The sequence below is a fragment of the Sporosarcina sp. G11-34 genome, from assembly GCF_026931025.1.
Window position 1 is genome coordinate 19,990 of the sequence record NZ_JAHNZW010000013.1, and the last position, 24,461, is coordinate 44,450.

The 24,461-nt window shown below is 40.2% G+C and carries 29 protein-coding genes; 25 read left to right on the forward strand and 4 right to left on the reverse strand.

Annotated elements, in window-relative coordinates; genetic code table 11:
- Positions 1-33 precede the first annotated feature (33 nt).
- From gcvPA to fabI, 3 genes are all read left to right on the forward strand, one after another.
- Positions 34-1,401, forward strand: a complete 1,368-nt coding sequence (gene gcvPA / locus KSU66_RS16610; protein ID WP_269052580.1) for an aminomethyl-transferring glycine dehydrogenase subunit GcvPA — start codon at positions 34-36, stop codon at positions 1,399-1,401.
- Positions 1,394-2,854, forward strand: a complete 1,461-nt coding sequence (gcvPB, locus tag KSU66_RS16615) for an aminomethyl-transferring glycine dehydrogenase subunit GcvPB (RefSeq protein WP_269052581.1) — start codon at positions 1,394-1,396, stop codon at positions 2,852-2,854. Before gcvPA ends, gcvPB begins: the two co-directional genes overlap by 8 nt.
- 176 nt (positions 2,855-3,030) lie before the next feature.
- A complete protein-coding gene (gene fabI / locus KSU66_RS16620; RefSeq protein WP_269052582.1) occupies positions 3,031-3,810 on the forward strand; it encodes an enoyl-ACP reductase FabI in 780 nt (259 codons plus the stop codon).
- A 58-nt stretch (positions 3,811-3,868) separates the two neighbouring features.
- Here the strand turns inward: fabI and KSU66_RS16625 are convergent, their stop codons facing one another.
- From KSU66_RS16625 to KSU66_RS16635, 3 genes are all read right to left on the reverse strand, one after another.
- Complete coding sequence (locus KSU66_RS16625) at positions 3,869-5,134, reverse strand: ATP-binding protein (protein WP_269052583.1); 1,266 nt, start codon at positions 5,132-5,134, stop codon at positions 3,869-3,871.
- 62 nt (positions 5,135-5,196) lie between these two features.
- On the reverse strand, positions 5,197-5,580 hold the full coding sequence (locus KSU66_RS16630; RefSeq protein WP_269052584.1) for a rhodanese-like domain-containing protein: 384 nt from the start codon (positions 5,578-5,580) through the stop codon (positions 5,197-5,199).
- 57 nt (positions 5,581-5,637) lie between these two features.
- Positions 5,638-5,853, reverse strand: a complete 216-nt coding sequence (locus KSU66_RS16635; RefSeq protein WP_329958839.1) for an aspartyl-phosphate phosphatase Spo0E family protein — start codon at positions 5,851-5,853, stop codon at positions 5,638-5,640.
- A gap of 551 nt (positions 5,854-6,404) precedes the next feature.
- On the opposite strand from KSU66_RS16635, the gene KSU66_RS16640 reads away from it, so the two are divergent.
- From KSU66_RS16640 to KSU66_RS16650, 3 genes are all read left to right on the forward strand, one after another.
- Positions 6,405-6,632 (forward strand): hypothetical protein, encoded by a 228-nt coding sequence (locus KSU66_RS16640; protein ID WP_269052585.1) that lies wholly within the window; start codon positions 6,405-6,407, stop codon positions 6,630-6,632.
- Between the two features lie 180 nt (positions 6,633-6,812).
- A complete protein-coding gene (locus KSU66_RS16645; RefSeq protein ID WP_269052586.1) occupies positions 6,813-7,649 on the forward strand; it encodes a lipoate--protein ligase family protein in 837 nt (278 codons plus the stop codon).
- A 179-nt stretch (positions 7,650-7,828) separates the two neighbouring features.
- The gene (locus tag KSU66_RS16650) at positions 7,829-10,390 is read left to right on the forward strand and encodes a vitamin B12-dependent ribonucleotide reductase (protein ID WP_269052587.1); all 2,562 of its coding nucleotides are present in this window, start codon (positions 7,829-7,831) and stop codon (positions 10,388-10,390) included.
- 108 nt (positions 10,391-10,498) lie between these two features.
- On the opposite strand, the gene KSU66_RS16655 is transcribed toward KSU66_RS16650, so the two are convergent.
- Entirely contained in the window at positions 10,499-11,488 is a 990-nt protein-coding gene (locus KSU66_RS16655) for a DUF1385 domain-containing protein (RefSeq protein ID WP_269052588.1), read from the reverse strand.
- A 127-nt stretch (positions 11,489-11,615) separates the two neighbouring features.
- On the opposite strand from KSU66_RS16655, the gene KSU66_RS16660 reads away from it, so the two are divergent.
- The 19 genes from KSU66_RS16660 (at position 11,616) to KSU66_RS16750 (ending at position 24,450) form a co-directional block, all read left to right on the forward strand.
- Positions 11,616-12,053: a hypothetical protein gene (locus tag KSU66_RS16660; RefSeq protein WP_269052589.1), complete on the forward strand. Its 438-nt coding sequence runs from the start codon at positions 11,616-11,618 to the stop codon at positions 12,051-12,053.
- A 61-nt stretch (positions 12,054-12,114) separates the two neighbouring features.
- On the forward strand, positions 12,115-12,564 hold the full coding sequence (gene aroQ, locus KSU66_RS16665) for a type II 3-dehydroquinate dehydratase (RefSeq protein ID WP_269052590.1): 450 nt from the start codon (positions 12,115-12,117) through the stop codon (positions 12,562-12,564).
- Complete coding sequence (locus KSU66_RS16670) at positions 12,561-13,619, forward strand: M24 family metallopeptidase (RefSeq protein WP_269052591.1); 1,059 nt, start codon at positions 12,561-12,563, stop codon at positions 13,617-13,619. The genes aroQ and KSU66_RS16670 overlap by 4 nt, the downstream gene beginning before the upstream one ends.
- A 14-nt stretch (positions 13,620-13,633) precedes the next feature.
- Complete coding sequence (gene efp, locus KSU66_RS16675) at positions 13,634-14,191, forward strand: elongation factor P (protein ID WP_269052592.1); 558 nt, start codon at positions 13,634-13,636, stop codon at positions 14,189-14,191.
- Positions 14,192-14,476: 285 nt separating this feature from the next.
- A complete protein-coding gene (locus tag KSU66_RS16680) occupies positions 14,477-14,686 on the forward strand; it encodes a SpoIIIAC/SpoIIIAD family protein (protein ID WP_269052593.1) in 210 nt (69 codons plus the stop codon).
- Positions 14,686-15,063, forward strand: coding sequence for a hypothetical protein (locus KSU66_RS16685; RefSeq protein WP_269052594.1), 378 nt, complete (start codon positions 14,686-14,688; stop codon positions 15,061-15,063). Before KSU66_RS16680 ends, KSU66_RS16685 begins: the two co-directional genes overlap by 1 nt.
- Before the next feature lie 17 nt (positions 15,064-15,080).
- On the forward strand, positions 15,081-15,980 hold the full coding sequence (locus KSU66_RS16690) for a stage III sporulation protein AE (RefSeq protein WP_269052595.1): 900 nt from the start codon (positions 15,081-15,083) through the stop codon (positions 15,978-15,980).
- 23 nt (positions 15,981-16,003) lie between these two features.
- Complete coding sequence (locus KSU66_RS16695) at positions 16,004-16,156, forward strand: hypothetical protein (protein WP_269052596.1); 153 nt, start codon at positions 16,004-16,006, stop codon at positions 16,154-16,156.
- A gap of 22 nt (positions 16,157-16,178) precedes the next feature.
- A complete protein-coding gene (locus KSU66_RS16700; RefSeq protein ID WP_269052597.1) occupies positions 16,179-16,643 on the forward strand; it encodes a hypothetical protein in 465 nt (154 codons plus the stop codon).
- Positions 16,630-17,178 carry a SpoIIIAH-like family protein gene (locus KSU66_RS16705; protein ID WP_269052598.1) on the forward strand — a complete coding sequence of 183 codons (549 nt, stop codon included), beginning with the start codon at positions 16,630-16,632 and terminating at the stop codon, positions 17,176-17,178. Before KSU66_RS16700 ends, KSU66_RS16705 begins: the two co-directional genes overlap by 14 nt.
- A gap of 363 nt (positions 17,179-17,541) precedes the next feature.
- Positions 17,542-17,691 carry a hypothetical protein gene (locus KSU66_RS16710; protein ID WP_269052599.1) on the forward strand — a complete coding sequence of 50 codons (150 nt, stop codon included), beginning with the start codon at positions 17,542-17,544 and terminating at the stop codon, positions 17,689-17,691.
- 532 nt (positions 17,692-18,223) lie between these two features.
- Positions 18,224-18,721 (forward strand): acetyl-CoA carboxylase biotin carboxyl carrier protein, encoded by a 498-nt coding sequence (accB, locus tag KSU66_RS16715; RefSeq protein WP_269052600.1) that lies wholly within the window; start codon positions 18,224-18,226, stop codon positions 18,719-18,721.
- Between the two features lie 11 nt (positions 18,722-18,732).
- Positions 18,733-20,082 carry an acetyl-CoA carboxylase biotin carboxylase subunit gene (accC, locus tag KSU66_RS16720; protein ID WP_269052601.1) on the forward strand — a complete coding sequence of 450 codons (1,350 nt, stop codon included), beginning with the start codon at positions 18,733-18,735 and terminating at the stop codon, positions 20,080-20,082.
- 16 nt (positions 20,083-20,098) lie between these two features.
- Positions 20,099-20,500: an Asp23/Gls24 family envelope stress response protein gene (locus KSU66_RS16725; protein WP_269052602.1), complete on the forward strand. Its 402-nt coding sequence runs from the start codon at positions 20,099-20,101 to the stop codon at positions 20,498-20,500.
- Between the two features lie 125 nt (positions 20,501-20,625).
- Positions 20,626-21,006 (forward strand): transcription antitermination factor NusB, encoded by a 381-nt coding sequence (gene nusB / locus KSU66_RS16730; protein WP_269052603.1) that lies wholly within the window; start codon positions 20,626-20,628, stop codon positions 21,004-21,006.
- Positions 21,007-21,030: 24 nt separating this feature from the next.
- Positions 21,031-21,903: a bifunctional methylenetetrahydrofolate dehydrogenase/methenyltetrahydrofolate cyclohydrolase FolD gene (gene folD, locus KSU66_RS16735; protein ID WP_269052604.1), complete on the forward strand. Its 873-nt coding sequence runs from the start codon at positions 21,031-21,033 to the stop codon at positions 21,901-21,903.
- Positions 21,904-21,980: 77 nt separating this feature from the next.
- Positions 21,981-23,330 (forward strand): exodeoxyribonuclease VII large subunit, encoded by a 1,350-nt coding sequence (gene xseA / locus KSU66_RS16740; protein WP_269052605.1) that lies wholly within the window; start codon positions 21,981-21,983, stop codon positions 23,328-23,330.
- Positions 23,331-23,573 (forward strand): exodeoxyribonuclease VII small subunit, encoded by a 243-nt coding sequence (locus KSU66_RS16745; protein ID WP_269052606.1) that lies wholly within the window; start codon positions 23,331-23,333, stop codon positions 23,571-23,573.
- Positions 23,566-24,450, forward strand: coding sequence for a polyprenyl synthetase family protein (locus tag KSU66_RS16750; protein WP_269052607.1), 885 nt, complete (start codon positions 23,566-23,568; stop codon positions 24,448-24,450). The genes KSU66_RS16745 and KSU66_RS16750 overlap by 8 nt, the downstream gene beginning before the upstream one ends.
- Positions 24,451-24,461: the final 11 nt, after the last annotated feature.

Here is a 24,461-nt window from a genome sequence, read left to right on the forward strand (position 1 = left end):
AAAATGAAACCTAAGAAAAGGGGATAAGTAACCATGAAGCATCGTTTTATTCCAATGACGGAAACTGATCGCGAAGAAATGTTGAAAACGATTGGTATCTCTTCAGTAGATGAATTATTTGCAGATATTCCAGAAAAAGTTCGTTTTCAAGGTGAATATAATATTAAAAAAGCAAAGTCTGAGTCTTCATTAACGAAAGAACTTAGACAACTTGCGTCGAAAAATGCGGATTCGCAATCCTACGCGTCATTCCTTGGTGCGGGCGTATACGATCACTATAAGCCGATCATTGTTGACCATGTTATTTCACGCTCTGAGTTTTACACGGCATATACGCCTTACCAGCCCGAAATTTCTCAAGGGGAATTGCAAGCGTTGTTTGAATATCAAACGATGATTGCTGAACTTACGGGTATGGATCTTGCAAACTCTTCTATGTATGACGGAGGAACGGCTCTTGCAGAAGCAGGTACACTTGCTTCTGGACATACACGTAAAAAGAAACTTTTGATTTCTGAAACAGTTCATCCTGAATCTCGTGACGTTGTTATAGCATATGCAAAAGGACAATCCATTGAAGTTGTTACAATCCCTCAAAAAGACGGCGTAACAGACATGGAGAAACTTGAAGAATTGATGGACGATCAAACAGCTGCGGTTCTTGTACAATATCCGAACTTCTTCGGGCAAATTGAAGATATACAAAAAGTCGGTGAAATTGCACACGCTGCTGGCGGATTGTTTGTTGTATCATCCAACCCACTTGCACTTGGTCTGTTAACACCTCCAGGTAAATTAGGTGCCGATATTACTGTCGGAGATGCACAGCCATTCGGTATTCCTGAAGCGTTCGGCGGACCTCACTGTGGTTATTTTGCAGTAACGAAAAAGTTAATGCGTAAATTACCAGGGCGTCTAATTGGTGAAACAACGGACGAAGACGGAAAACGCGGTTATGTGTTGACACTTCAAGCACGTGAACAGCATATTCGCCGTGATAAAGCGACTTCAAATATTTGTTCGAACCAAGCACTAAATGCACTTGCAGCTTCAGTTGCAATGACTGCATTAGGAAAAATTGGTACACAAGAAATGGCCTACCAAAATATCGTGAAAACACGTTATGCAAAAGAAGCATTCCAAAAAGCAGGCTTCGATGTTGTATTTGAAGGTGCTCATTTCAATGAAATTGTTGTAAATCTAAAAGGATCTATCAAAGGCATTAACGCCTACTTATTCGCGCAAGGAATTATTGGTGGATACGATCTTGGTCTGACATATTCGGATCTTCAAAACCATGCTCTTATTGCGATAACAGAACAGCGTACAAAAGAAGAAATCGATGCACTGGTTCAGCATACTGCTGCATGTGTGCAGGAATTGGAGGCCCTCAATGCATAAAGATAATCAACCACTAATTTTTGAACTTACACGAGAGGGACGAATTGGATACAGCTTACCAGAGTTAGATGTGCCTGAATTCGATTTGTCTGATTTGTTACCTGAAGGGTATAAACGTGAAGAAGTAGCTGAACTACCGGAAGTTTCAGAACTTGATATTATGCGTCACTACACGGCACTTTCTAATCGCAACCACGGAATCGACTCAGGATTTTATCCACTCGGTTCATGTACGATGAAATACAACCCGAAAATTAACGAGTCTGTTGCACGTTATGCTGGATTTGCAAATATTCATCCGCTTCAGGATGAGTCGACTGTTCAAGGTGCAATGGAAATGATGTATGATTTGCAAGAACATTTAGCTGAAATTACTGGTATGGACGAAATGACACTTCAACCAGCGGCAGGTGCTCACGGCGAGTGGACTGCACTTATGATGATTCGCGCATTCCACGAATCGAATGGTGATTTCCATCGTACAAAAGTACTTGTACCAGATTCGGCGCACGGAACAAACCCGGCTTCAGCAACAGTTGCAGGGTACGAAACAGTTACTGTAAAATCAGACGAGCGTGGACTTGTTGACATTGAAGATTTAAAACGTCATGTTGGCGACGATACAGCGGCTTTAATGCTGACAAACCCGAACACACTTGGTCTTTTTGAGGAAGATATTTTAGAAATGGCTGCAATTGTTCATGGGGTCGGCGGTAAACTTTACTACGACGGAGCAAACTTGAATGCGGTTATGTCTAAGGCTCGTCCTGGAGATATGGGCTTTGACGCTGTTCACTTGAACTTGCACAAAACGTTCACGGGCCCTCACGGCGGTGGCGGACCAGGTTCTGGACCAGTTGGCGTTCATAAAGATCTTATTCCGTTCTTGCCATCACCAGTTCTTGTTAAAAAAGATGATGTGTATACATTTGAAAATGATCGTCCACAATCAATCGGACGGGTTAAACCGTTTTACGGAAACTTTGGAATCTTCCTTCGTGCGTACACGTATATCCGTTCTATGGGTCCGGACGGCTTGAAAGCTGTTACGGAAAACGCGGTACTCAATGCAAACTATATGATGCGTCGACTAGAGCCTTACTTCGATCTTCCATATACGCAGCATTGTAAACATGAATTCGTTTTATCGGGGCGTCGTCAGAAGAAACTAGGTGTTCGTACACTCGATATAGCGAAACGACTGCTTGATTTTGGATATCATCCACCGACAATTTACTTCCCGCTCAACGTGGAAGAAGCTATGATGATTGAGCCGACTGAAACAGAGTCGAAAGAAACGCTTGATGCGTTCATCGATGCAATGATTCAAATTGCAAAAGAAGTAGAAGATAACCCTGAAATTGTACAAACTGCACCTCATACTACGGTTGTAAACCGTTTGGATGAAACAAAAGCAGCGCGTCAACCGGTACTTAGGTACACGAAAAAATAATTCGTTGTTTTCGAGCAATCATTCCGTAATAGGAGTGATTGCTTTTTTTTGGCGTGAATCTAGTAAATCATTCAATTTATTAAATACCTATGTTATAATCAACTTAGTATCAGGTACTAACATTAGCTATAAAATGTTACGGACGTTAAAATACGAACATCTAACAGGAGGGTAATATGGACGAATTACTTAAAATTAAAGGTAAAAACATTGTAATTATGGGTGTTGCGAACGAAAGAAGCCTTGCATGGGGTGTAGCGAGAACGTTGCACCAAGCAGGTGCGAATTTAATTTTTACGTATCGAAAAGAACGTTCAATGGACCGCATTAACAAGCTATTGGCAACTCATGAAATGGAAGCAAAACTAATTGTACAATGCGACGTAAATGATGATGGAAGTATTCAACAAGCATTTGTTAAAATTGGTAAAGAAGTAGAGGCAATTCATGGAGTTGTCCATTCGTTGGCGTTTGCCCACGCGGAAGATTTACGTGGCGATTTTATCGATACAACTAGAAGTGGTTTTGCGTTTGCACAAGACACAAGTGCTTATTCCCTTATTGCGGTTGCAAAACAAGCGAGTCCTTTAATGACAGAAGGCGGCTCGATCGTAACGATGAGTTATCTCGGAGCGGAACGTGTTCTTGATGGCTATAATGTGATGGGTATCGCAAAAGCTTCACTTGAAGCATCTGTAAAGTATTTAGCTGCTAATTTAGGAGAAAACAATATTCGGGTGAATGCCATTTCAGCCGGGGCATTGCGTACGCTTTCTGCTAAAGGCGTTCCTTCATTCAATAAAATACTTGCGATTGTTGAGGAAACGGCACCTCTTAAACGAAACATTACACAAGAAGAAGTAGGGAAGATGACATTAGCGGTTTTAAGTGATCTTTCAAGTGGTGTCACAGGAGAAGTTATTTATGTAGATGGTGGATACAATATTATGGGGTAATTCCCCTTAGTTTACAAGATTGCCTGTACAGATACTTTTTCTGTACAGGCAATCTTTTTTAAAATCCAATCGTTCCGTCAGTTTCCCAAGTGCCTTTTTCGGCTCGTTTATGTTGTTTTTGTAACTCGCGTATTCGGCGATCAAATTCGATGAGCCCATCGTAATGATAACCGAGCGCAACGGACATATACAGTTCATTTAATTGAGATACGGATAAACCTTTCGTACGTTTGGTCATTTCGTCTAAATGCAGCTCATCGAATAGATTTTTAATATCAAGTTTCTTCATATAACTTCGACGGACTTGTGAGGATGGAGAGGGTATTTCATACGTGCTGTCAAAACGGCCTGCCCGATTAATAAGAGCGGGATCAATTTTTTCGGGATAGTTCGTTGTACCGATGATGAAAAGCCCTGCTTGGATACGTGCGCCGTCTAATGTGTTCAAAAATGTAGAACGTGTATGTTCGGGCATAGAGTCGATATCTTCTATAACGAGAATCGCGGGGGCCATTCGCGCAACGATGCCAAAAACTTCTTGTACTGAATAACTGCCTGTATGCTCTGTAATTTGCCAATAAATAACGGGTGCTGACGTCGAGCCCGTAATCGAACGAACGAGAGTCGTTTTTCCGTTACCAGGAGAGCCGTACAAAAGAATTCCACGTTTATAGGGAAGTCCATATTCTTTGTAAAATGAACCGCCGTCGTTAAAAAATTCATCAATCGCTCGGAAGATATCGTCTTTCATTGAATCTTCGAGATACACATCTTCCCGACTGATTATTTCACTAGGTTCGTAAGTTTTCTTTTGAACGCCATCATCGGTATCGACGAGATAAGTAATTGTATTTTTCATCGTTTCCCGTTGCAATCGATTTAAGTCTTGAATGAATGCCATTACGTTTTCGGGTGAAGAAGAGAAAAAATAATCTTCATTCCACGTTGTGCCCGTGCCCGCATAAGTTAATATATTTGTATAAGCGATATTATAATCAGGAAAGTATAATAGTTGGTTTTCTATTGTTTCAGAAACGCGTAGTGTGAATCCGTTATCTGTGTCCGATTGTTCAACCTTTCCAGTCGGGCGAACGGCGTATACATGCCCCAACGACTTATAGCGAAGTTTCCCTTTTTTCATTAATTCATCAATCACGGATTCCGTATGTGAAATAAGCTCGTCGGCTGCAATGAGTTGCCACGACTGTTGCTTTGTTTCATGGAGCCGATCGATGATTTTTCGAATTACGATCGCGTAATCTTCGTAATTCGGAAAAGTGGCACGATAATTTGTTTCAGTTTGGAATAAAAGTTCTTTGCTCATTCAAATCTCCCATTCATGCTTATATTTACAAGAAAAAGTTCTTCCTAGTGGAAGAACTTTTTTCATGACTTGCTTCTGACTTTACCAGTCCAAAGACGGAATCCGCCTTGTAAATGGAAGAGGTGTTGATACTCTTTTTTCTTAAGGAAAAGAGCGGCACGTGCACTTTTTCCGCCATTGTGGTCATAAAGATAAACCGGCTTGTCCGGTCGAACTTCTTTAAAACGTTGACGAAATTGCGAGTACGGTATGTTTCGGGCACCAAGAATATGGCCGGCCTCGAAATCTTTCGGTTCGCGCACATCGATAAGTTGGGATTTTCTGTATCCCTCGATAAATTCTTCTTGAGTTAAGTTTGTGACGGCTTTCCTGAGTCGCATCATTGTTACAACCATATATATGATTAACGCTAACAGGATTCCAACACTGACATATAAAAATTCCACAACAACTTTCCCCTTTCTCTATACCTTTCTAATTATAAGGGATGAAGGGGTACTAATTCAATGGGGATGATTAGATAAAATCGTTCTTGGGTACTTGTGCAATGGTGGTGTTTCCGATAATTTTTGATATTTATTAAGTAACACATCCAAACTTTGGCTATGGGCTACAACATAAGGGTGGGTAAATCCATACTTTTTCGCTTTCTTGTACATAATTTTTTGATTGAATTTGATCCAGACGGACAATAATTTTTTATTCAACTCGTTTTTCACAAATCTTCCTCCAAATTAAAGTATTCGGCTTCGAATTGCGTTTAAGTAATCTTGGTGTTCTTGAAGCTGTCTGTCCATCATATACATATTAAATAGAAAATTTTGTCGATTAGCGGAAAAACTTTAACATGTCATAAATTAGTCATAATTCCATACTATGAATAGGTTATTAGTTGACATTTAGAATTGATTACCCAATTAGGAGTAAGAATTAGAAAAGTTGAATACTGTGGAAGTTGGATTGCTAAAAATATTGGCTTGAATTTCATGGACGGTTTGGAATGAGAAAATTTCGCAACTTAAATCCGTTATTGAAAGTGAAAAGAGTCCTAGTGATGAAATTATATTTCCCTTGAATAATGAAACTATCCTATATATCGTCCGGATTATGCGATATATAGAGTACTATGTTTCGATTTGTCTTTTTTAAAAAGGATTAACCTCATTATTTGTCGGTTTATGCGCTTCCCCGGGAAATATTTTGAAAATTCCCCACGGCTTATATGAGGCAAGAATGATATGATTATATATAGAAGAAAGGGGTGGCGTAGATGAGCGTTTGTAATATCGATCATTCAAGTAAAGATGTAGTCGGGAAGTTGAATAGTCAAGGGGCATTCTTGCCGAAAGCGCTATTTGAACAATCACAACAGTTTTTAAAAGAAGAGCACTCTCAGGAAGTGTTGAATGAATTGTTTCATTTGCTAAAGAAGTACGATTTAATATCGGAAACTGAACAAGAAGAAAGAAATACAAAAATATCAATGCTTTTGAAGTAAACAGGTGCATGGAATGGTTAAAATAAAAGTGTTGCTATGGAAGTGAGAGTTACTTCTATAGCAATCTTTTTATTGTTAATTAACAATGAATAAGGCTTTTTAACGAAATGTAGATTTATAGATGGCAATGTTGCTTCCGATGATGATAAAATGAATGTCGTTGTGACAAGGGGGATTTAAATGAAAAAGACTGTGTGGAATTTTATAAATTCCGGAAAATGTAGTCCGTCATTTAATATGGCGTTAGATGAGGCTTTACTTGAGTGGAATAGCAAGGGGGAAATCGGACCCGTACTGAGGTTTTATGAATGGGAACCGGCGACGCTGTCCATCGGGTATTTCCAAAGCGTTTCAAAAGAAATAGATATGGAACAAGTTGCGGCCTATGGGTTGGGGTTTGTTAGACGACCAACAGGTGGCAGAGGTGTCTTACATGAACATGAACTTACATATAGCGTCATTGTCAACGAGGATTATCCTGACATGCCTGAAACGGTTACAGAGGCCTACCGGGTCATATCTGGCGGTGTGCTTGAGGGATTTAAGAATCTTGGACTAGATGCATACTTTGCAATTCCGGATAGCGCAAACAAAGTTGAAGATTTGAAAAAACCAAAAAGTGCGGTTTGTTTTGATGCATCTAGTTGGTACGAGCTTGTCGTAGAAGGTAAGAAAGTTGCAGGAAGTGCACAAACAAGAAAAAAAGGTGTCATTTTGCAGCACGGCGCCATTCTGCTTAGCCTTGATGTTGAGAAACTGGTTTCTTTGTTTAAATTTTCATCTGAAGAACAACGAGAGCGAATGCGGGTCAGTTTACCAGAAAAAGCGGTAGCCATTGATCGACTTGCGAATCGAGCCATTTCAGTGAATGAATGTGTGGCTGCTTTTTCAAAAGGCTTTGAAAACTCGCTAAATATAGAACTTGAACCTTATGAATTATCCGAGGAACAACTTCGATATGTGAAAGAAATTGAGCAAGAAAAGTATGCGAATGACGCATGGACATTTAAGAAGTGATATGTAGAACTTTGGATGCATTTTCAGTTCGCCAAGTTTAGAAACGTTGTTATTTATGCGTTTGGATTTTTGTGTAAAAAACTAATAATTGCACTCAGTTTCAATATGTAGTACCATTATTTATATACCAAACACTATATATAGTGTTTATTGAAATATTAAAGAAGGAGGATGCGTACATGGTAATCGTTTCAAAAAACCAGGAACCTATCCTAGATAAAGTACAATTGAATGAAGATATTGCTAAATTTTCTCCAGTGCATCCAATTACAGAGGACATGCACATCGAACACCAAGGCGTATCAAGGCTCGTTATGATTGATAGGTATTCGTTTAAAGACACTGAAAAGAAAACCTTGAAAGTTGGCGATTTTGTCGTCCTCACAGTGAAAGAGGACCCGAAGTTTCCCGCACGTGGACTTGGATATATTACGGCACTTGATGCAAAGAATCGTCAAGCGAGCATTTGGATTGAAAAAGATTATCGATCTGCAATTGATAATCCGGAAGAACAAGAGGTTGGTATTATTACTAGGCCGATTGATGTAATTGAAAAGCCGCTAGAGGTTTTCTATGAACAAATTGCAAAACGCAATGCAACAGGGCTAGCTTCTGTCGAAACGACGGAGGAAAAAAGAAAAGAATCATACAATCGCTTTTATGACCACCTTTCGAACTTGAACTTTATCCCAGCAGGACGTGTCCTCTACGGAGCGGGTTCGAATACGGAAGTAACATTCTTCAACTGTTATGTAATGCCATTCGTGGCGGATTCGAGAGAAGGTATTTCGGATCATCGCAAACAAGTGATGGAGATTATGAGCCGAGGCGGCGGTGTTGGAACAAACGGTTCAACATTAAGACCGCGCAATACACTTGCAAGAGGCGTTAACGGCAAATCGTCCGGGTCTGTTTCATGGCTCGATGACATTGCAAAACTGACGCATCTTGTTGAACAAGGTGGAAGTCGGCGCGGAGCACAAATGATTATGTTGGCGGATTGGCATCCTGATATTTACGAGTTCATCATTTCAAAGATGCAAAATCCAAGGATTTTGCGTTACCTTCTAGAACATACAGAAGACGAATTGATAAAGAAACTCGCAAATGAAAAACTGAAATTTAAACCATTAACAACACAAGAAGAAGCGATGTATCAAGGCATTCTTAACTATCAGACAATCCCTGGTATGGGCGGCTTCAACGAAGCAATCCTTAAAGACGCTGAAACAAAATTGCGTGATGGCGGAACTTATTCCGTCCACAATCTAGAATTCCTAACAGGCGCAAATATTTCAGTTACGTTGACGGATGACTTCATGAAAGCTGTGGAAGAAGATGCAGAATTTGATCTTAGATTCCCGGCAGTTGAACAGTATTCTCCGGAAGAAATGGCTACTTATAATGAAAAGTGGCATGAAGTCGGAGACGTTCGTGAGTGGGAAAAACAAGGATTCGGTGTACGTGTTTACCGGACCATTAAAGCTCGCTCACTATGGGATCTGATTAATATTTGTGCAACTTATTCGGCAGAACCTGGTATTTTCTTCATTGACAATGCCAACAACGAAACAAATGCAAAAGCATACGGTCAGCAAGTCGTAGCTACAAACCCGTGTGGGGAACAACCTTTGGCTCCCTATAGTGTCTGTAATTTAGCTGCTGTAAACCTTGCTGAAGTAGCTGATAAAGAAACAAAAACAGTGAACTATGAAAAATTGAAAGAAATCGTACAAGTCGGTGTGCGTATGCAAGACAACGTCATCGATGCGACGCCATACTTCCTTGAAGACAATAAAGTACAAGCGCTTGGCGAACGCCGCGTAGGACTTGGTGTTATGGGTCTGGCGGATCTCCTTATTTATTGTGAGAATGAGTACGGTTCAGATGAAGGAAATAAGCTTGTCGACAAAGTATTTGAAACAATCGCGACGACGGCTTATCGCGAATCCATTGAACTGGCAAAAGAAAAAGGAAGCTTCCCATTCCTTATCGGTAAAATAGATGAAGAAACGAAAGCACTCCGCAACGCATTCATTAACACGGGTTTCATGAAAAAAATGCCAGAAGATATCCGTGAATCGATTCTTGAACACGGAATCAGAAACTCTCATCTACTAACTGTTGCTCCAACGGGATCCACTGGAACAATGGTTGGGGTCAGTACCGGATTAGAACCATACTTTTCCTTTTCGTATTACCGCAGTGGACGTCTTGGCAAGTTTATCGAAGTGAAGGCGAAAATTGTGGAGGAATATTTAACGCGCAATCCAGAAGCAGATCCTGAAAATTTACCGGAATGGTTTATTTCATCGATGAGCCTTGCACCTGAAGCGCACGCGGACGTGCAATGTATCATTCAACGATGGATTGATAGCTCAATTTCGAAAACAGTAAACGCACCACGTGGCTATACTGTTGAGCAAGTTGAAAGTGTCTACGAGCGTCTTTACAAAGGCGGAGCGAAAGGTGGAACGGTTTACGTTGATGGTAGCCGTGATTCACAAGTGCTTACGCTTAAAGCAGAAGAAAACGAAATGGACTCGGATTATACGGAAGAGACAATCGAAGAGCGTCCGATTATGCTTGTCAACACAATCCAAGCACTTGCTTCCACAAACGTAACAATCGGTTCAGAAGTAGGTAACACATGTCCTGTTTGTCGCCAAGGAAACGTACAAGAAATGGGTGGCTGTAACACATGTACGAACTGTAATGCACAATTGAAATGTGGTCTATAAAATAAAAAATCGACATTCCACTTCTCGTGGGATGTCGATTTTTTGATGGCATCTAACTTACTGTGAAAAAAATCCCCCAAAAGTCTAATTTGGCTTTTGGGGGATTTCTTATTGTGCTAAAACTGGATCAGATTTCGAATCAGACATTGTGTCTGATTGTTCCACGGTTTCCAAAGCAATAACACCATATTCTTCAACTTCAAGTAATTTTGCAAATGACGCAATCGAAACTGCGACTTGTTGGTCGTCAGGCTCTTTCGTTGTTAGAAGTTGCAGCCACAGGCCGGGATATCCTAAATATTTTAGCACAGGGATATTCCGCAACGCATTCGTTAGCTGTAGCACTTCAAATGAAATACCGAGCACAACAGGGATTAAAAGAATTCTATTAAGAATCCGCAACCATAGCGGGTCTGTCGGGACGAGGAAATAAATGAACATCCCCACAAAGACAGTAAATAGCATAAAACTACTTCCACAGCGGAAATGAAGTCTAGATTGTGCCTGAACGTTTTCAACGGTAAGTGGTAAATTGTTTTCATAAGCATTGATTACTTTATGTTCGGCACCGTGGTATTGGAATACCCTCTTAATGAGAGGAGTCATTGATATAATTGTAATATATCCTACTAATAAGATTAGTTTAAACATACTTTCGAGTAATATTTGTGCAGTTTTCCCGGGAGCGATGGATTGCAACATCTCTGCTAAAAATACTGGAACAAGCGTGAAAATGAATTTCCCGAATAAAAAAGACAAAACAGCGACGGCCGCGACACCAAGTACCATGGCTAACTTCGAAGTCTCTTCAGTTTCTTGTTCTTTTTCCTCACCGGGTAACACATCGTATCGATCGTTCGAAAAGTTTAAATGTTTTGACCCAACTATTGCGGATTCAAATAATGCAACAAGTCCTCTAATGAATGGGATCTTTTTCAGTTTCGTTCTCGTACTGTTTTTCTCTTTTGGCAGATGGAAATATTCGATTGAATGATCTTTTCGTCTAATTGCAGTAACCGTATGCTCTTTACCTGCGAACATAACTCCCTCGACGAGCGCCTGGCCTCCATATATTGGAGGTTGTTGTTCTTTTCCCATTTTTTAGCCACACTTTCTATCGTATCAAATGAACCTTATCTATATTGTACTAAAAAACTTCTTTCTACTCCATAATAATGTTTAAAAATTTCCGAACCGCCCGACACTTGAATAGGGAGGTTCGATCATGTTCAATAAAACATTTGTGTATACGTCCATCTTCGGTGCATTATCTATGGCATTCGCATTAAAATTCCTTCAATTTTTCAATTTTATCAGTTGGTCGCCAGTAGGGTGGTCAAAGAGGTGGAAGATCTTTCCGTCTAATCATGTCATGCATTACATTGCGAATTGGTTGTTACTTATTTTAGCACTTACAGTTTTATTTGCAATCGTCTATATTCTCACTTCACATCTTTATAAAATACCACCATCGGTTTCGGCAATTCTGATTAGCATTATTTTTGTGTTTGTAACGGAATGGTTTATAAGTAAGCCGAACACGTTTTTGGATTTGATCCGTTCTCTTTCCGTTCCGCTTTTAGCTTTAGCGGCAATTTACTTCCGATTTATCGTCGGAACGGCGGTGTATATGAAAGAAATTTCAAATGAGAACACGAAATAAGTTGCTACCAAAGGTCGTTATGATAAAATAAGAAAGAAAACGGGGAGAGGGATGGTGTGCGGTGAAACTTCTTATTTTAAATGGACCTAATTTAAATCGTCTAGGAAAGCGTGAACCAGAAATTTATGGTCACGAAACATTGGATGATATGGAGATAAAATTGACGAAACTTGCATCGGAGCATAACGTGCAAGTGTCATTTTTTCAATCGAACACGGAAGGCACATTAATCGATCGAATTCACGAAGCAGCCGATGACGGTACAGACGGAATCATTTTTAATCCGGGTGCATTTACGCACTATAGCATCGCACTGCGTGACGCCATTGGTTCTGTCAGTGTACCAGCGATTGAAGTCCATATTTCAAACGTACATAATAGAGAATCGTTTCGACAGACGTCAGTCATCGCACCGGTTTGTCTTGGGCAAATGACTGGTTTTGGAACGAATGGATATATCCTTGCGATGCATGCATTTCTTCTTCGCGGAAAAGAGGACTGTTCAATATGAAACTTACAAATTTACGTGAACGCATGAAGGAAGAGGAAATTGATGCACTTCTAATTACAAGCGCGTATAATCGTCGGTACATGACTGATTTCACGGGAACTGCGGGGGTGGCACTTATTTCTGCCTCAGATGCAGTCTTCATTACGGATTTTCGGTATACGGAACAAGCAGAAAAAGAAATCGAAGGATTCCGCATCGTTCTGCATACGAAAACAATCCAGGAAGAAGTTGCAACCCAAGTGAAAGCGATGAATGTCGGTACGCTTGGTTTTGAAAAAGATGATTTGTCATACGGTTTGTACGAGACGTACAGTAAAGCAGTCGAATCCGACATGAAACCAGTATCTGGACTCGTCGAGAAGCTTCGAATGGTAAAAACCGAGGACGAACTAGCTATATTGAAAAAAGCTGCTAGTATTGCAGATGATGCATTTGATCACATTATTACGTTCATTCGACCGGGTATTACTGAACTAGACGTTTCAAACGAGCTTGAATTTTTCATGCGAAAACTTGGTGCAACTTCGTCATCCTTTTCAATAATTGTAGCCTCAGGTTTACGTAGCGCTCTTCCACACGGAGTTGCAACAAATAAGGTAATTGAAACAGGCGATTTTGTAACGCTCGATTACGGGGCGTTGTATAATGGGTATATCTCTGACATCACACGTACAGTTTCTGTTGGCGAGCCATCTGCCAAGTTAAAAGAAATCTACAATGTGACCCTTGAAGCGCAAGAGCTTGCCTTAAAAAATATTAAACCGGGTATGACAGGAATAGAAGCGGACGCCATTGCACGTGATTACATTAAGTCAAAAGGGTACGGCGAAGCATTTGGTCATTCAACAGGTCACGGAATTGGTTTGGAAGTGCATGAAGCACCCGGCTTATCATTCCGCTCGGATGTAATTTTACAACCGAACATGGCTGTTACGGTTGAACCAGGGATTTACCTTCCGGGCATCGGCGGTGTCCGTATTGAAGACGATATCGTCATTACGAAGGATGGTAACGAACGTTTAACACATTCAACAAAAGAATTACTTATCTTATAATTGGAGGAATTTAAATGATTTCAGTAAACGATTTTAAAACAGGACTTACAATTGAAGTGGACGGTGATATTTGGAGAGTGCTAGATTTCCAACACGTTAAACCAGGTAAAGGTGCGGCTTTTGTACGTTCAAAGCTTCGCAACTTACGTTCAGGTAATATTAACGAAAAAACTTTCCGTGGCGGCGAAAAAGTTGGACGTGCACAAATTGATAATATCCGTATGCAATATTTATACGCAGACGGAGATAGCCATGTGTTCATGAATAATGAATCATACGATCAAATTGAAATTCCAGGTAGCCAAATTGAATATGAACTGAAATTCCTCAAAGAAAACATGGAAGTTCATGTCATTCAATACCATAGCGAAATTTTAGGGGTCGAGTTACCAATTACGGTTGAACTTGAAGTAGCAGCAACAGAGCCAGGCATTAAAGGCGATACGGCAAGCGGTGGTTCGAAACCAGCAACACTTGAAACAGGACTTACTGTTCAAGTTCCGTTCTTTGTAAACATTGGAGATAAGCTCGTTATTAATACATCTGAAGCAGAATATGTTTCACGCGCGTAATGTAAAGTGTAAACGGGGCGATTGAAAAAGTCCCTGCATTTAACGAAGCGAGCCTTTCCTCGATTTTATCGAGGAAAGGCTCGCTATTTTTATTGTATGGGGAGCATGCTAATCCTAGGTGACATAACATATAACGCTAGAATGTTGAATTATAAAATCGATTCCTATAGCTATCCAATAAAAACAGTAAAACGATTCACACCTTGTTCCCTTCATGGAAGCAAGGTGTTTTTTTCATATGAAAGCGTTTTGCTACATAGGATATTGCAATGGGGGGAGTACCGGATGGAACTAAACGATTTACTAAGAATTGCCGGTATCGGTCTAGTCATTGGCATTTTACACGTTTTTTTCGAACAGACCGGAAAAAAGGAGTTTTCCTTTTTCTTATTTTTAATTGCTTATTTGTACATTACTGCTGAAATGCTACGTTTTCTGAAAATCTTTTTTAGTGAAATAACCGAATTCTTTCAATGGCTATCAATGGCTTTGTGATGTTTATACTATTTCAGATTCTTGTTGTTTTCCTAATTTTACTTCTTACTTCGTTTGCGGTACCTAAGTTACAACCACTTTTATATACGTCCATATTCCTGATCTTTCTTTTGTATTTGCTCACTACGGTTGTATTTCCATTTAGCCAAACGTATATCGACTTGTTTGCGGCGTTACCAGCGCCGTTTGCTAAGTTGCTCATCGGCAGTGCCCTTTTATTTTATATGTCTGGGCTCATTTCCGAACACATCGCAGAAGCAGGATACGCATCATTTGCGTCGATGTCCCACTTTGTAGTGAAAATTGTCATTCTAACTCTTTGGATTGACCAGACAACAATACTTATCGATGTACTTTCATCACTTATCAAAAAATGATCGGGCGGGTACCATCTATGATATCTTTCCTCGAAGCAATAATTGGAACCGTATTGTCAAGCCTAGTCATCGTCATCATCTCGGCCTTTTTGGCATTGGTGGTCGATTTTCTAATTCCTTCGTTCTCCAGATGGACGAGAATTTTTTTATTTTTCATCGTCCTTACGGTTGCACTAAGACCTGCATTTGAACATTTCGCACTGATTCGTAGTATTGCAAAATCAGTTTCGCTTATGTTCATTGGCGTGTATCCGATTTTAACAGCAAGCATGATTGCTGCCGGCGGGGCATTCAGTCTACTAAATTTCCAACCGGCTATGCTTCTATTTGCGAATGGGTCAATCGTGTTAACAGATCGGTTCTTAATACCACTACTGACGGCGGCACTTATTTTTGATATTTCGTCTCGATTACTTCCGGAAGTTCCATTCGCAAAAATGGCTGATCTTATTCGGACGACTTTGCTTGGGGTTGTTTCCGCAGTCGTTGCAGCCTATTCGATTTTCATCACAGCGGGGGGGACGATGACTTGGGCGCTTTCGGGGTTCGCTAGTGAACCGATAAAAGAACTTATTAAACAAAACGTACCGCTAATTGGTTCTTTCATGACAGATAGTATGTCTACGATTGGAAAATACTCGTCGGGCGTTAGTGTATTGGCGGGAGGTTGGCTCATTGCGTCCATTTGGACTGTGGCCCTTCTTCCAAGTTTGAAGACGTTAATCATTGCTTTTTTATATAGATGGACAGCTGCGCTTATGGAACCTTTTGCCGAGGAGGATGTCACTGGAATTATTGACGATATTGGAAAAACATTGTTCGTCCTTTGTGCGATATCTTTTCTGATTGCATTCGCCTTTATTTACACGGGTCTTTTTTCAATTATTCTTATTAAATTATTAACGACGGTGAAGTGAGGTGAGAAGTTGGAGGGTTTTTAATGGGGGTCGTTTCAATTGCATTGTTAGCCTCATTTCTCTTACTGTTACTACCAGAGAATTTGGAAGAGTTATTTCTACCAATTGTAAAACTAGCAATGGGTATTTGGATTATTCGTTCTGTCTTCTCACTTTTCGGTCATAGCTTCCAATGAAAGTGCATAAACTGAATCATTGATGACAGATAGAGTAACCGGCTCATTGAACGAAGATGGTGATGATGTGTTAAAACCAAAGAAAAAAATCCACACCGTTCTCCTAGGGACCATTATTGCTCTGATCATCATTTTCATTAATTCCGGTACGTTTGGAATTGGAGGGGAGAAAAAAGAGGAGAGCCAAGAGTATGTTGCACTCGAACAAGCACTTATGAAGATGAAAGGTGTGGGGGAAGTCTCGATATATTTCCACTACAATGACGGTGAAGAAGTAAGTCCATTATCCGATTACTTCTCACTTTCTAGCAGCTCAACGAAAAAAGTAAATCCTTTACAAGGCATACTCGTTATAGCAGAAGGTGCGGAAGATCCTAGGATTAGAAGTGAATTATCAAAAATCCTATCGGCCGTCCTCCAAGTACCGGAACACCGAATTGTAATCACGGAAATGACAAAGAGGGGGAAAGTGGATGAAAGCGAATAAAAGAACAGTATGGTTTTTAACATTGATTAGTTTGGTTGCAGTAATTTCAATCTTCTATATTAACAATAAAACACCAATGCCATTTGACGGACTTGCTCTTTTTGGTGACAAAACACCTACTTCAGAAATTGCGAAAGACCAAGCAAAAGGGACTGACGAACAGGCCCCGGTCTTTGCGGAAAGTTATATTTTTGACGATATGAGAATGACCGTTAGGAATGAGCGAAGTCAATTGAATGAGCAACTCACAACAAAGGTTGGATCTCCTGATTTTACATCCGTTGAAAAAAATGATGCACTCGATGAAATGGCGGCACTTACGAGGCAAGATTCTGCGGAGGCGTTAATGGAGATGCAAATTAAGGCACTTGGTTATCCGGATGCATTTGTACAAACAGATAGTGGACATGTGAACGTTACTGTTTTAAGTCAAGATGGTCAATCAGTACAACAAGCAAATGAAATCACACATCTCGTAATGACAACTTGGGCGGAGGCCCGGACAGTGAAGGTGGATTTCGAAGGCGGTTCTTGAAGGAAACGAAGACCCTAATTAGGGTCTTTTTTTCTATTTAGGGGCGATACCTAAAGGGTTTGTAGCTCGTTTCCATAGTCGTTAAAAAACCGAGGAACGAAGGCTTAAAATCATATGGGGGCAAAATTAGCGATATGATTGACGACTTTAAAATGAATTAGCAAATTCAAAATCGAATAGATAAGTATAATGAATACCATTTGGCGATGAATTATTTTATTAAGTTTTTAATGTTTTACTGATATATGCAAGGTTAGGCAGTACACTAATAAAGTAAAAAGGGTTACTTCAGTAAAATAAGGTATACTATATTTGTTGAATAGATTCTTTTTAAAGACAAGAAACGAAAAGTAGGTGAACAAAGTGGGGAAATATCAATTGGATAACAAAGGTCGGGTAGCTGTGGCAAAGTATCATGAAAAAAACAAGCCTGCCGAATTTGATAAAAAGCAGCACCTTGAAAATATACGTACGGAGTATTTGAAAAAGAAACAAAAACAAACAGATAAATAAAAGGAAGATATATCTTCAAAATTATCAAAAATAGACCAATGGCGAAAGGCTATTTTAAAATTAGTGACGGTATAACACTTGTTTAAGTATTTAATATATTATAATTTGAATATTAAAAGAGGATTAAAGTAAAAACATTCTTTTACAAAAAAAGGCATATTGCTGTACTTCAACAATATGCCTACAATTATCTTGTTAAATGAGTGTTTTCTAATGGGAGTCCAAAATTTGAGAACTCTCTTTTTATTATGCGGTTATACAACTAGTACGCAGAAGGTCTTTGCACCAAATTTGTATATATGTAATACCCCTATCGAGTAAAACCGTCAAATAAATAAGAAGGGAGGCGGCATCATACACCCCTTTACTATTTAATAGCAGATAGCAGTGAAACCAAGTCCCTAGAAAGGGTCTTTTTTTTATGAGGAATTACGATTTAATCACTAAATTGCCCTTATCTATTTCATTATGTAGCGAAACCGTCTAAAATAAAGAAGAACTAAATAATATAGAGTAGTCAGGAGAATCGGTTATGTTAAAAATTCAAGAAATTAGAGAAATTATTAAATTAATTGATCAATCTTCAATCGAAAAGTTTACATTCGAATCTGAGGGAACAAAGATTGTTTTGAAAAAAGGTGGCAGTGAGAAGACAGTGGTTCCATCTGTAGTAGAAACTGCCCCGGTTGTACAGCAAGTACTTCCAGTCGTACAGGAACAAGTAGTTGCTGCGCCGAAACAAGCGGTTCAAGCTGCACCAGAAGAAAAACAAGTTGAAGAAGATGCATCACTCCATAAAGTTACATCACCAATGGTTGGTACGTTCTATGCTTCAGCTTCACCGGAAGTACCAGCTTATGTACAAGTAGGCGCTAAAGTAACTGAAGAGTCTATTGTATGTATTGTAGAAGCAATGAAACTATTTAATGAAATTGAGGCGGAAGTTTCCGGGGAAATCGTCAAAGTCCTTGTAGAAGACGGTCAATTAGTTGAATACGGACAACCCCTCTTTCTTGTTAAAGCGAATTGAAGGGGGAAAGATTGATGAAAAAAGTACTAATTGCTAACCGTGGTGAAATTGCCGTTCGAATTATTCGTGCGTGTAAAGAGCTAGGTATTCAAACAGTCGCTGTTTATTCTGAAGCGGACCGTGAAGCACTTCACGTCCAACTTGCAGACGAAGCGTATTGCATCGGTCCAAGATTTTCAAAAGATAGCTACCTTAACTTTTCAAATATCATCAGCGTTGCAAATCTTACAAACTGTGACGGGATCCATCCTGGTTATGGATTCCTAGCAGAGAATGCAAGTTTCGCGGAGTTATGTGAAGAGTGTAATATTGAATTCATAGGCCCAACGTCGGATGCGATTTCACGTATGGGAACAAAAGATGTTGCGCGTGAAACAATGCGTAAAGCAGGTGTTCCAATTGTTCCAGGGTCGACAGGTATTGTTGCAGATGATAAGGAAGCATTGGCAATTGCCGAAGAAATCGGCTTCCCGGTTATTATAAAAGCAACTGCCGGCGGTGGAGGAAAAGGAATTCGTGTTGCGCTCGATGAAGATGAGCTTGTCCAAGGCGTCAAGATCACCCAAAAAGAAGCCGAGGCAGCTTTCGGTAACCCGGGTGTCTATATAGAGAAATATATTGAAGTGTTCCGTCACGTCGAAGTTCAAGTGCTTGCCGATAAATATGGCAATACGATTCACTTAGGTGAACGGGATTGTTCAATTCAGCGTCGTATGCAAAAACTTGTGGAGGAAGGGCCTTCACCGGCACTGACACCTGAACTTAGGAAAGAAATGGGCGAAGCTGCTGTTAAGGCGGCAGAAGCGGTGAATTATCGCGGTGCGGGTACGGTTGAATTTATATTCGATCACATTAATCAGAAATTCTACTTCATGGAAATGAATACACGTATTCAAGTAGAACATCCTGTTACTGAAATGATTACTGGAATTGATTTAATTCAACAGCAGTTAAAAATTGCATCCGGGGAAAAGCTTGCTTACAAGCAAAAAGATGTGAAAATTAACGGTTGGTCAATTGAATGCCGCATCAACGCCGAAAATCCTTCGAAAAACTTCATGCCTTCACCGGGTGAAGTGACGGTATACATGCCACCTGGTGGTTATGGTGTGCGGGTCGATTCAGCGATGTATGCAGGATACACAATTCCACCATTTTATGATTCAATGGTTGCAAAACTAATCGTCCATGCAGATACAAGAGAAGAAGCAGTTGCAAGGATGAAACGTGCACTTGATGAATTTATTATTGATGGTGTCGAAACGACAATTCCATTCCATTTAAATTTAATGGACAATGAAGTTTTCAAATCAGGGGATTTTGATACGAAGTTTCTTGAGAAATACGACGTTATGAACTAAAAGGGAGGGGAAATACATGGCTGATAAAACAATGCCATCGTTCGTTGGAACAGCTCCGTCCGGGGATGTCGAGCTTGGACGTGTCCAGCTTGCCCCCGAAGTTTTAGAAGTAATCGTAGGAATTGCAACGACAGAAGTTAAAGGTGTCGCGAATACTAGAGGTAATTTTGCCTCTGGTGTTGCGGAGAAGTTTGGTAAAGTAATGTATGGTAAAGGTGTCAAGACGGAATGGTCTGAAGACAGTTTGACAATCGATGTGTACTGCGTAATTGAGTACGGATATAGTGTCCCGGCAGTCGCTCTTGAAATTCAGAAACAGATTCGTCATGCAATTTTCCATATGACTTCGCTTGAAACGAAAGAAATTAATGTTCATATTACAGGGATTCAGTTGAAGGAAGAAACGGAAACAGTTTAATCTGAAAGCATCGTCCTTAATGGATGATGCTTTTCAACTTGGATTAGAAGTGATTTACTATATCCATACGCCTGAAATATGCTATGATAATGCCTTAGAGATACGGTAGTAGAGGAGACTTATACATGAAACGAAGAGAAGCACGCGAAAAGGCGATTCAAACGCTTTTTCAACTTGATAATACAGAGTTATCTGTGGACGAAGCCATTACGTATATTACGGAAGAACCTGCAAATCCGTTTTACGATATGCTTGTAAGAGGTACAGTTGTAAACAAAGAAGCAATTGATAGCGCCCTTACAGAAAAATTGGAGAACTGGTCACTAGACCGTCTACCAAAGATTGAGCGTACGGTTTTGCGCCTTGCTGTCTATGAATTACTTTACAATGAAGAAGTCCCGCACAGAGTTATTTTGAACGAGGCAATCGAGCTTTGCAAAACATTTGGTGATGAAAAGTCCGGACGGTTTGTCAACGGAGTTTTATCAAAATTCGCACAAAAATAAATGGGATTGTTTGGAGGATGCATGATGAGTGGCACAATAATTGATGGAATTGCGATTGGAAAAGTAATTAGGGAAGAAATAAAAGAACGGGTAGACCTTTTAAAAGAAAAAGGTTGTGTACCCGGGCTAGCGGTCATTGTTGTAGGTGATGATCAAGCTTCCCATACATATGTTAGAAACAAACAAAAATCGAGTGTTGAAGTAGGCATGAAATCGGAACTGATTAAACTTCCAGCGACAGTAACAGAAGCCGAATTACTTGAACATATTACGAAGTTAAACGAAGATGATTCAATAAATGGGATTTTAGTCCAACTTCCTTTACCGAATCATATCGACGAAAACCTTGTAATCCGTGCCATTGATCCTAAAAAAGATGTGGACGGATTCCACCCAGAAAACGTTGGTAAAATGATTATTGGGCAACGTGCATTTTTGTCTTGTACGCCATACGGAATTATTAAGTTACTGGAACGAACGAATACAGAAATAAAAGGAAAACACGCAGTCATTGTAGGTAGAAGTAATATTGTTGGGAAACCAATGGGTCAATTACTATTACAACGCGATGCGACTGTGACGTATTGCCACTCGAAAACGGAAGACTTGGCTTCATTTACGAAACAAGCAGATATTTTAATCGTTGCGATTGGTAGAACGAAATTTATAACTGCCGAGCATGTTAAAGAAGGCGCAGTTGTTATTGACGTTGGCATGAATAGAGACGAAAATGGTAAGCTTTGCGGAGATGTAGATTTTGAATCAGTAAAAGGAAAGGCTGGCGCTATTACTCCAGTTCCTGGTGGCGTTGGACCAATGACAATAACGATGCTTTTAAAAAATACGCTGCATAGTGCTGAGCAAGCATGTATTGCAAAAAATGGTTCAGAACAATAATAATGATAACCGCACGGACGCTGTTTTTCATCGAAAAGACAGCGTTTCTACACGTCGGGGATTTGGAGGCGTAACTTTTGTCCGGAAACCCTTACTTGTCTGTACAAGCATTGACAAAATACGTTAAACGAAAATTCGATGCGGATCCTCATTTACGCAATGTCTATGTAAAAGGTGAGCTATCGAATGTGAATAACCATCCAAGTGGTCATATATACTTCACATTAAAAGACCAGTCCAGTCGAATTCAATCTGCGATGTTTCGCATGAATGCGTCTAAGCTTAAATTTAGACCGGAAAATGGGATGAACGTTCTTATAACAGGAGACGTTACCGTATATGAAGCAAGTGGCCAGTATCAGTTGTATGCACAAACGATGGAACCAGATGGGATTGGTGCGTTGTATTTGGCATTTGAACAATTGAAAGAAAGTCTCGGAAAAGAAGGGCTATTTGATCCGAGATGGAAAAGCCCGCTCCCACCATACCCGAAAAAAATTGGTGTTGTCACTGCGCAAACCGGGGCGGCGATACAAGACATTTGTACAACGATAGGAAGGCGTTACCCATTAGCCGAAATCGTTCTTTTTCCAGCAATTGTACAAGGTCCACAAGCAGCTCCATCTGTCGTACGAGCCATTGAACAAGCCGATGCATATGGATCCATTGACGTGCTCATTGTAGGTCGTGGTGGTGGTTCTATTGAAGACTTATGGGCGTTTAATGAAGAAGTCGTAGCTCGGGCAATCTTTTCTTGTCGGGTACCAATCATTAGTGCTGTCGGTCATGAAACAGATACGACGATTGCCGATTTCGTCTCAGACCGAAGAGCGCCAACGCCAACAGCCGCTGCTGAATTAGCTGTGCCAGCACAAGCCGAATTGGTCGAGCGGATTTTGGATCGAAAACGAGCGGTTTACGGATTTATGTCCAATAAAATAAAAAACGAACAAAAACGACTTTCAACACTTCAATCATCCTATCCACTTCAATTTCCCGAACGGTTGTATCGACCGTTTACGGAAAAGCTAATTGGACTAGAAGATCGGCTGTCGAGAAGTGATATTACGAGCCGCAGGACATTTGAACTTTCAAAGTTAAGTGGCATGCTTTCTTCCTATTCTCCTGCTCAAAGGGTGCGAGAGGAAACAAGGACGATCACTTTATTGACGGAAAGATTGACACGCGTCGTACAGCAGGATTTGCGTATGCAAACAGATCGTTTTTCCTCGTCTGTTCGCATGTTGAAAGCACTCAATCCACTGAATGTTATGGAACGCGGGTATTCGATTGTTTATAAAGATGGAAATGTAGCAAATTCTGTCACGTCTTTATCAGTCGGAACTGAAATAAACGTACGATTACAAGACGGAACAGTGGAAGCGACTGTCCAAAAAATATCAACAAACGACAAGGAGGAAAGCTAATTGGATAATCAGCCGATCCGCTTTGAAGAAGCGATGCTAAAATTAGAAGAAGTTGTTCAGAAATTGGAAACAGGCGATGTGCCACTCGAAGATGCCATTACACTTTACAAAGAGGGAATGGAGTTATCTGCATATTGTCATGGGAAGCTGCAAGACGCAGAAAAACAACTCATTTCAATTATTGATAAAGATGGCAAAAAAACACCGTTCAATCCATCTCAAGGCGCAGATACCAATGAATGAAACCTTACAGCAGTTTATAAATAAAAATACACCGATTATTGTTGAAAAGCTAAATGCTTTTATGGCGGAAATTGAAGCTCCAGAGACGTTAAAGTCCTCAATGGCCTACTCAATAAATGCCGGTGGAAAACGGATCCGGCCTCTCCTCGTCCTTGCCACGCTTGAAGATCTTGGAGTTAAGTCAAATGATGCGTTAACAGTCGCATGTGCAGTCGAATTTATACACACCTATTCACTTATCCACGATGATCTGCCATGCATGGATGATGATGATTTCAGACGTGGTAAACTGACAAATCACAAAGTATACGGTGAAGCTGTCGCTGTTCTTGCTGGAGATGCGCTTCAAACATTCGCGTTTGACGCATTAACGGAGCTTACGGATACATCGGCACAAAATACAATCAAAATCATTCAACTTTTATCGAAAGCATCAGGAGCCGGTGGAATGGTCGGTGGTCAAATTCTTGACATTGAAGGGGAAGAAAAACAGCTTACCTTGACAGAATTAGAGACAGTTCACTTGCACAAAACAGGAGCCCTTCTATCATTTTGTATTGAAGCCGGTGCGATACTTGCATGTGTTAATGACGAAAAAGCGAAACAATTATCAATGTACGCAAAAAATATTGGGTTAGCATTCCAAATTCAAGACGATATTCTTGATATTACCGCTACGACCGAAGAACTTGGTAAAACAGCAGGTAGTGATGAAGCGAGTGATAAGACAACTTATCCGTCTTTACTTGGCCTTCAAGGAGCACAAGACCGGTTAAATGAACATCACCGACTTGCCAAACAGTCCTTATCCTTTTTAGGGAAAGAAGAATCATTACTTGCCTTGTTCGCAGACTATATCGTACAACGCAGATTTTAAAACGCACGAAT